The organism is Nitratidesulfovibrio oxamicus (assembly GCF_015731765.1).
GTDB lineage: Bacteria > Desulfobacterota > Desulfovibrionia > Desulfovibrionales > Desulfovibrionaceae > Cupidesulfovibrio > Cupidesulfovibrio oxamicus.
This window is the reverse complement of record NZ_VRYY01000078.1, coordinates 1-7,226: the sequence shown is the minus strand read 5'-3', so window position 1 is coordinate 7,226 and position 7,226 is coordinate 1. Positions and strand designations below refer to the sequence as shown.

Here is a 7,226-nt window from a genome sequence, read left to right as displayed (position 1 = left end):
GGTGAGCAGCGCGTTCACCGCGCGGGCCGTGCCCCAGGTGAGGTCGAACGTGCCGGAACGCACCCGGCGCAGCACCCAGCCCAGCGCCTGGCCCTGCCGCAGGACGAAGGTCCGGGCATCGGGGGACGCCGGGGCCTCAGGGTCTCCGGCCAGGATACGACGCACGGCGTCGGTGGACAGGTCGAAACCGGCCAGCACGGCGGCATCGCAGACGTGCTCGGCGAACAGGCTTTCCGCGCGGAACAGCGCGCCGGAACGGGCATCGGCAATCATCAAACACCTCCTGCCGGACGGAAACAAAGCCCCGGCGCGCCGCTGGCACGGCGCGCCGGGGATACTCCTGCATGAAAAAACCGGTATTCCCATCCAGTCTAGCACACCACCGCCGCAAAGGCCAATCCGCCGCACCGGTTGCAAAACCCGCCACCGCCCCCCGGCCGCAAAAAAGACGCCCGCCTCCGGCGAAACACCGGAGGCGGACGGGACGCCTGCATGTCTGAAAACGACGGCTATTCCATGCCCATGGCCTTGCCGATCTTGCGCGCCACCTTCTTGACCTTCTCGAAGGGCTTGCCTTCTTCCAGCTTGGCGAATTCGCGCAGCAGTTCTTCCTGCTTCTTGGTCAGGCTTACGGGCGTCAGCACGCGCACCTCCACCAGCAGGTCGCCCTTCTGGTGGTGCCCAAGGTAGGGCAGGCCCTGGTCGGTCAGGCGGAACACCTCGCCGCTCTGGGTGCCCTTGGGAATTTCCAGGGTCACCGGGTCATCCAGGGTGGGCACTTCGATGCGGTCGCCCAGGGCGGCCTGCACGAAGCTGATCTCGTGGGTGATCACGAGGTCCTGTCCCTGACGGCGGAAGGTCTTGTCCTGCTCCACGCTGACGACCACGTACAGGTCGCCGGGGGGACCGCCGTGCAGGCCCGGCTCGCCCTCGCCGCGCAGGCGCAGGCGGTTGCCGGTATCCACCCCGGCAGGAATGCGCACGGACAGTTCGCGCACCTGCTGCAGGATGCCCGCCCCCTTGCACTTGGGACAGGGGGTGGGGATGACCTGGCCTTCGCCCCGGCACACGGGGCAGGGCACGGCGATCTGGAAGAAGCCCTGGCTCTGGCGGATCTGCCCGCTGCCGCCGCAATGGCGGCAGGTTTCGGGCTTGGTGCCCGCAGCCGCGCCGGACCCGTTGCACTCGTCGCAGGTCACCTTCTTGGGCAGGCGCAGGGTGACTTCGTCGCCCTTGGCCGCCTGGCGGAAGGAAATGGACAGGTTGTAGCGCAAATCGGCCCCGGCCTGGGGACGCGGACCGCGCATGCGCGACGAGCCGGTGGCAAAGCCGAAGAGATCGCCGAATATGTCGCTGAAATGCGCGAACACGTCGTCGGCGTTGGCAAAACCGTGGCCGCCGCCGTTGCCGTTGAGGCCCGCGTGTCCGAAGCGATCGTACCGCGCCCGCTTGTCGGCGTCGCGCAACACGTCATAGGCCTCGGCGGCCTCCTTGAACATCTGTTCGGCCTCGGGATTGTCCGGATTGCGGTCGGGATGATACTGGAGCGCAAGCTTGCGGTACTGCCGCTTGATCTCGTCCTCCGACGCGTCCCGGGCTACGCCGAGCACCTCGTAATAGTCACGCTGGCTCATGGCTGGCTATTCGGCCCGAAAGTCTTCCTCGGTCTCCACGTAGCGCGCCTCTTCATCGGGCAGCACCTTGCCCGCGGCGATTTCGCGCAGGGCGGTTACCACTTCCTTGTTGCGCGAATCCACCAGCGCTTCGTACCCTTCGCGGTACTGATGCACACGCTTGATGGCCATCTGCACGAGAAGGAAGCGGTTATCGACGCGTTCCTGGCAGTCTTCAACGGTAATGCGGGCCATGGGAGCTCCTTGCGGAAAGGATTGGGCGTGCGGCACGGGCGCGCAACGCCTCTTTCAGGTAATGCGGCAAGGCCGGTTGTCCAGCCCCCCGCGCAACTTCCGGCGGGCGACGGTGAACTTCCGGCACTGGGGCGACATTGGGGGCGACATGCGGACGCAGTACGCCAAGCTGCGCAACATACCCGTCCTGTCAATACACGTCAAGCACGTCATGGCGCCGGGACGCCGGGACGCCGGGACGCGGGAACAACGCTCTCGTTCCCTTTCTGGTTGATGCAGGGCAGGTCGGACCGGCGAAGCCCCGACGACGGCGATGCCCGGGATCGTTCCCGGACCAGAAGCCCGGCGGAACCAGAGGCACCGGATGACAGGCAAGGCAGTCGGCCAGAGGGTGCGGACGAAGCAGCCGGGCCTGCCGGGTTCGGCAGGTTCGGCAGATTCGGCAGGCCTGGCAGGCCTGGCAGGTCTGGCAGGTCTGGCAGTGTCAGCGGTTGCTTCCGGCCCCGCGCCGGGGTATCGGGGGGCGGACCGGCGGTCCGCCCCCGCACCTGTCGGCATCCGGCCATGCCGTCACGCGCCGTCCCTGCCGCAAGCCCCCGCCCGGCCCGCCATCCCGACATACGGAGACCTCCATGCCCCGCGAAAAACTGTCCTACGCCCAGAAGCAGTGCGTCACCGCCGCAGGCAAGCTGATGCAGCAGACCGCCATGATCCACCCCGGCGCGCGCATCGGCGTGGCCGTTTCCGGCGGCATGGACAGCTGGGTGCTGTTGCAGGTGCTGAAACTGCGTCAGCGCATCGTGCCCTTCAGGTTCGAGATCATGGCCCTGCACGTGAACCCCGGTTTCGACCCGCACAACCACGCCCCGCTGCTGCCCTGGCTGCGCGCCAACGGCGTGGCCTCGCACATAGAGGTCACCGACCACGGCCCCGTGGCCCATTCGCCCGCCAACCTGCGCAATTCGCCCTGCTTCTACTGCGCCAAGCTGCGCCGCACCCGGCTGTTCGAACTGTGCAAGCAGTACGGGCTGACCCACCTGGCCTTCGGCCACAACGCCGACGACCTGGTGACCACCTTCTTCATGAACCTGGTGCAGACCGGCCGGGTGGACGGCATGTCCATGAAGGAAGCCTTCTTCGGCGGCAGGTTGACGGTGATCCGCCCCATGATGCTGGTGGAAAAGCCGGTCATTGCCCGCGCCGTGAAGCAGTGGAACCTGCCCGTGTGGAGCAACCCCTGCCCGTCGGCCTTCGATTCGCGCCGCAGCGAGATGACCGACGAGGTGAAGGAACTGTGCAAGGGCAGCAAATTCGCCAAAGCCAACATTTTCAACGGGTTGATACGCTGGCAGCTCGGGTTGACACCCTCGGACCAATAACGCTAGACCAATGGCTACGCTCCGACGCCAGCCGCAACGCGGCCCAGCCATGCCTGCACGTCCGGCTCCCGTGCCATCCGGCCCCTCTGCTGCCCGGCGCTGTCCCCCTCCGGCCCCCGTCGATCAGGGCCCCACACAACCAAGGACCACGCCCGACACATGCTGCTCGGCAAATACCACATCGTCATCCTCAAGGAACACGACGGCGCCCACCGCAACCTGCGCATGCGCGGGTGGTTCGGTTTCGCCGTGGTCTGCCTTGTGCTGGCGCTGGCGGGCGCCAACGTGTGGCTGTGGGGCTTCTATACGAAAAACGCGGCCTTGCAGCGCCGACTGGCCGAGGCCGAGCGCACGGTGGAGGAGCAGAACGGGCAGATGCTGAACATGGTGGGCAAGGTGCGCACCCTGCAGGCCGACCTTTCGCGCGTGCAGCAGTTCGACTCCAAGCTGCGCCTGATGATGAACATGGAGAAGGACCCCGGCGAAATCGCCTCCATGGGCGGCTCGCGCTCCGAAGATTTTTCCAAGAGCTACCTGCCCCTGCACCGCCAGGAGCTGCTGGCCCGCAAGATGCACAGCTTCCTGCAGCAGCTTTCCACCGACGTGCGGCTGGAAGAGGTGCGCCAGCAGGAACTGGTGCGCACCCTGCGCGACAACCGCGAGGTGCTGGCCGCCACCCCCTCCATCTGGCCCGCCGACGGCTACATTTCCTCCACCTTCGGCATGCGCGTTTCGCCCTTCACCGGCAAGGGCGAATTCCACAAGGGCATCGACGTCATCAACCGCCCCGGCACGCCCATCTATGCCCCCGCGCGCGGCACCGTCACCTTCGCCGCCGTGGACGGCGCCTACGGCAACTGCGTGGTGCTGCAACACGGCGGTGGACTTTCCACCCGCTACGCCCACATGCAGCGCTTCGTGCTGAAGGAAGGCCAGACCATCAACCGGGGCGACCTGATCGGCTACATCGGCAACTCCGGGCGCAGCACCGGCCCGCACCTGCACTACGAGGTTCGCCTGAACGGGGTGTGCGTGAATCCCATGCGCTACATCCTCAACTAGGTACACACCCGCTTCGCCCTCGTGGCCGGGGCACCCGCCCGGCCAACCTCACACTCTTTCCCCACACCCCATGCTGCACATCTTCGACACCCCCTTTACATGGGACATCGAGTGGCTGCTGCGCGTCAACGTGGACTGGCGCAACGCTGCGCTGGACCTGCTGATGCCGCTCGTCTCCAGCACCCTGCTGTTGTGGGTGGCCATTGCCGCCTGCGCGGCCCTGTACCTGACCCGCACCGGCAAGGCCGGGCTGCGGCCGCTGCTGGCCCTGCTGCTGGTGGTGGGCATTGCCGCCGGGCTTGCCGACGCCTCCAGCAACGTGTTCAAGAAGGCCACCGACCGGGTGCGCCCGCTGAAGGCCCTGCCGCTGGTGCACTACCGCGACGGCGGGGAGTGGCGGCAGAACGCCGCGGACTTCAAGCAGCGCAAGAACAAGGGCGACTCCTTCGTCTCGGCCCATGCGGCCAACACCATGGCCGTGGCCGTCGCCCTGTACGCCATGCTGCCGGGCCTTGGCGCGGCCTGCGCCGGGCGGCGCAGGGGCGACGCCCCTTCTGGCCCGTCTGCTACGAACGCGGCATCCCCGCGCCCCCCGTCCCGCCTCCTGTACCTGGCCTTCCTGCTGCCGCTGGCGGTGGGCTATTCGCGCCTGTACCTTGGCAAGCACTACCCTTCCGACGTGCTGGGCGGCTGGCTGGTGGGCCTGCTTGCCGGATGCGCGGCGGTGTGGGCATGGTGGCTTGCAACAGGGCAGCGACGCACCGCGTGACGCGGGCGCACCGCGCCGGATTTCCCTTCAGAACGCCAACGGGCGGGACATCGCTGTCCCGCCCGCTCTCGTTTCGAAAATCGTCGCCAACCTTCGCACCTGCCCTATCCGGCGGCCAACCCTTGCAACTGCGCGAACGAATCGGCCAGCGGCGCGGCGTCGGTCACGTCCTGGCGCAGAAAGGCGTTGATGGGGCCGTTCATGGCGATGGCCTTGTCGATGTCCGGGTTGCTGCCCTGCGCGTAGGCCCCGATGTTGATCATGTCCTCGGCCTTGCGGAAGGTGGCCAGGTGCCGGGTGATCACGCGGCCCGCGTCCACCACGTTCTTCGCGCAGATGTCGCTGCGCAGCCGGCTGATGGAGCGCAGCACGTCGATGGCGGGAAAGTGGCCCATGTCGGCCAGGTCGCGTGTAAGCACGATGTGCCCGTCCAGAATGGAGCGCACCGCGTCGGCAATGGGTTCGTTGAAGTCGTCGCCGTCCACGAGCACGGTGTAGATGCCGGTGATGGTGCCCTTTTCGCTGCGGCCCGCGCGTTCCAGCAGCTTGGGCAACTGGGCGAACACGGTGGGGGTGTAGCCCTTTGTCGTGGGCGGTTCGCCCACGGCCAGCCCCACCTCGCGCGCGGCCATGGCGAAGCGCGTCACCGAATCCATCATCAGCAGCACGTCCTTGCCCTGGTCGCGGAAATGTTCGGCCACGGCGGTGGCGGCATAGGCGGCGCGCATGCGCACCAGCGGCGACTGGTCGGACGTGGCCACGATGAGCACGGACCGGGCCATGCCTTCCGGCCCCAGGTCCTTTTCCATGAACTCCACCACCTCGCGACCGCGTTCGCCAATGAGGCCGATGACGTTCACGTCGGCCACGGTGTACCGGGCCATCATGCCCATGAGCGTCGATTTGCCGACGCCCGAACCGGCCATGATGCCCACGCGCTGCCCCTTGCCCAGGGTGAGCAGGCTGTTGATCACGCGCACGCCCACATCCAGCGGGTCGGAAATGCGGGGGCGGGCCAGCGGGTTGGGGGGCGAGGCGTACAGGGGGGCCACGCCGGTGGTGACCACATGGACGCCGCTGTCCAGCGGCGCGCCGAAGGCGTCGAAGGCGCGGCCCAGCAGGGCATCGCCCACGGGAAAGACGGGGGGCAGGCTGGTGTTGCGGATGAGGCTGCCGGGGCGGATGCCGCGCAGGTCGCCATAAGGCATGAACAGCAGGTTGCCGTCGCGAAAGCCCACCACCTCGGCGGCAATGCCCTCGCAGGCGGCGGGGTCGGGCGCGGCGCCCTGCCGCACGGCATTGCCCGCAAGGCCGGTCTCGCACCCTTCGGGCAGCATGTGACACACCGCGCCCAGCGGGGCCTTTATGCCGCAGCCTTCGGCAACCAGACCCACCACCTTGGTGACCTTGCCGTAGGTCTGCATGGCCTGCACCTCGCCCAGCAGGCGCTGGCAGGCGGCAGGATCAAGCCCCGACAGACGGCTGTCGCGGGGGCTGTCGGGCGGAGTCACGGGCGGTCCCCGCACATGGGCAAGAACATGGGCGAAGACATGGGGGCGATCCTGCGCGAGATCATGAGCGAGATCATGAGCGAGATCAGGGGCGAGATCATGGGCGATCCTCGGGCAGGGTCAGCCCGGCCAGCACGTCCTCGATGATCCGGCGGCGGGTTTCCATGGTGTTGTCCACCATGCCGTCGCGGCTTTCCACCACCATGCCGCCGGGGCCGATGCCCGCATCACCCCGCACGCTCCAGGCCTCCAGGCCGGGAAAGCGGTCCTTGGTGGCGGCGATGATGTCGGCCACGGCCGGTTCGTCCTCGGGGTTCACGCGAATGGTCAGGGTACGGCGGCTTTCCAGCGCCTGCACCGACTTCACGAACAGCGTCTCCAGCACGGCGGCGCGCTCGGCGTCCACCACCAGGCCCACGCTGCGCTCCACCGCCGTGCGCATCAGGTCCACCAGGTCGCCGCGCCACGCGGCGAAAATGGACGAGCACTGCCCCTGAATGGCGGCCAGCACGGCGGACACCGATTCGCCCATGGCCGCGCGAAACTCGTCCAGTTCGTGCCGGGCCTGGGCCATGCCCTCGGCGTAGCCGTCGTTGCGGCCCTGCTCGTGGGCGGCGGCGCGCAGCACCTCGGCCTC

Annotated in this window: 8 protein-coding genes; 3 read left to right on the top strand and 5 right to left on the bottom strand. The window is 67.9% G+C overall.

Going from position 1 to position 7,226, the window contains the following annotated elements; genetic code table 11:
- The 3 genes from FVW20_RS03720 to rpoZ all read right to left on the bottom strand — a co-directional run.
- The coding region (locus FVW20_RS03720) for a hypothetical protein (protein ID WP_196608350.1) at positions 1-273 on the bottom strand (273 nt) is incomplete at its 3' end.
- 236 nt (positions 274-509) lie between these two features.
- Positions 510-1,634 (bottom strand): molecular chaperone DnaJ, encoded by a 1,125-nt coding sequence (dnaJ, locus tag FVW20_RS03715; RefSeq protein ID WP_196608349.1) that lies wholly within the window; start codon positions 1,632-1,634, stop codon positions 510-512.
- 6 nt (positions 1,635-1,640) lie between these two features.
- A complete protein-coding gene (rpoZ, locus tag FVW20_RS03710) occupies positions 1,641-1,868 on the bottom strand; it encodes a DNA-directed RNA polymerase subunit omega (RefSeq protein WP_012613402.1) in 228 nt (75 codons plus the stop codon).
- 632 nt (positions 1,869-2,500) lie between these two features.
- Between rpoZ and FVW20_RS03705 the strand changes: the two genes are divergently transcribed.
- The 3 genes from FVW20_RS03705 (at position 2,501) to FVW20_RS03695 (ending at position 5,078) form a co-directional block, all read left to right on the top strand.
- Positions 2,501-3,247, top strand: a complete 747-nt coding sequence (locus FVW20_RS03705; protein ID WP_196608348.1) for a tRNA lysidine(34) synthetase — start codon at positions 2,501-2,503, stop codon at positions 3,245-3,247.
- A 159-nt stretch (positions 3,248-3,406) separates the two neighbouring features.
- Positions 3,407-4,309: a M23 family metallopeptidase gene (locus FVW20_RS03700; protein ID WP_196608347.1), complete on the top strand. Its 903-nt coding sequence runs from the start codon at positions 3,407-3,409 to the stop codon at positions 4,307-4,309.
- Positions 4,310-4,379: 70 nt separating this feature from the next.
- The gene (locus FVW20_RS03695; protein WP_196608346.1) at positions 4,380-5,078 is read left to right on the top strand and encodes a phosphatase PAP2 family protein; all 699 of its coding nucleotides are present in this window, start codon (positions 4,380-4,382) and stop codon (positions 5,076-5,078) included.
- A gap of 104 nt (positions 5,079-5,182) precedes the next feature.
- Here FVW20_RS03695 and FVW20_RS03690 read toward each other — a convergent pair whose 3' ends face one another.
- On the bottom strand, positions 5,183-6,502 hold the full coding sequence (locus FVW20_RS03690) for a FliI/YscN family ATPase (RefSeq protein ID WP_196608351.1): 1,320 nt from the start codon (positions 6,500-6,502) through the stop codon (positions 5,183-5,185).
- A 184-nt stretch (positions 6,503-6,686) separates the two neighbouring features.
- Positions 6,687-7,226, bottom strand: a 540-nt coding sequence (locus FVW20_RS03685; protein ID WP_196608345.1) for a FliH/SctL family protein, incomplete at its 5' end; no start/stop codon positions are given.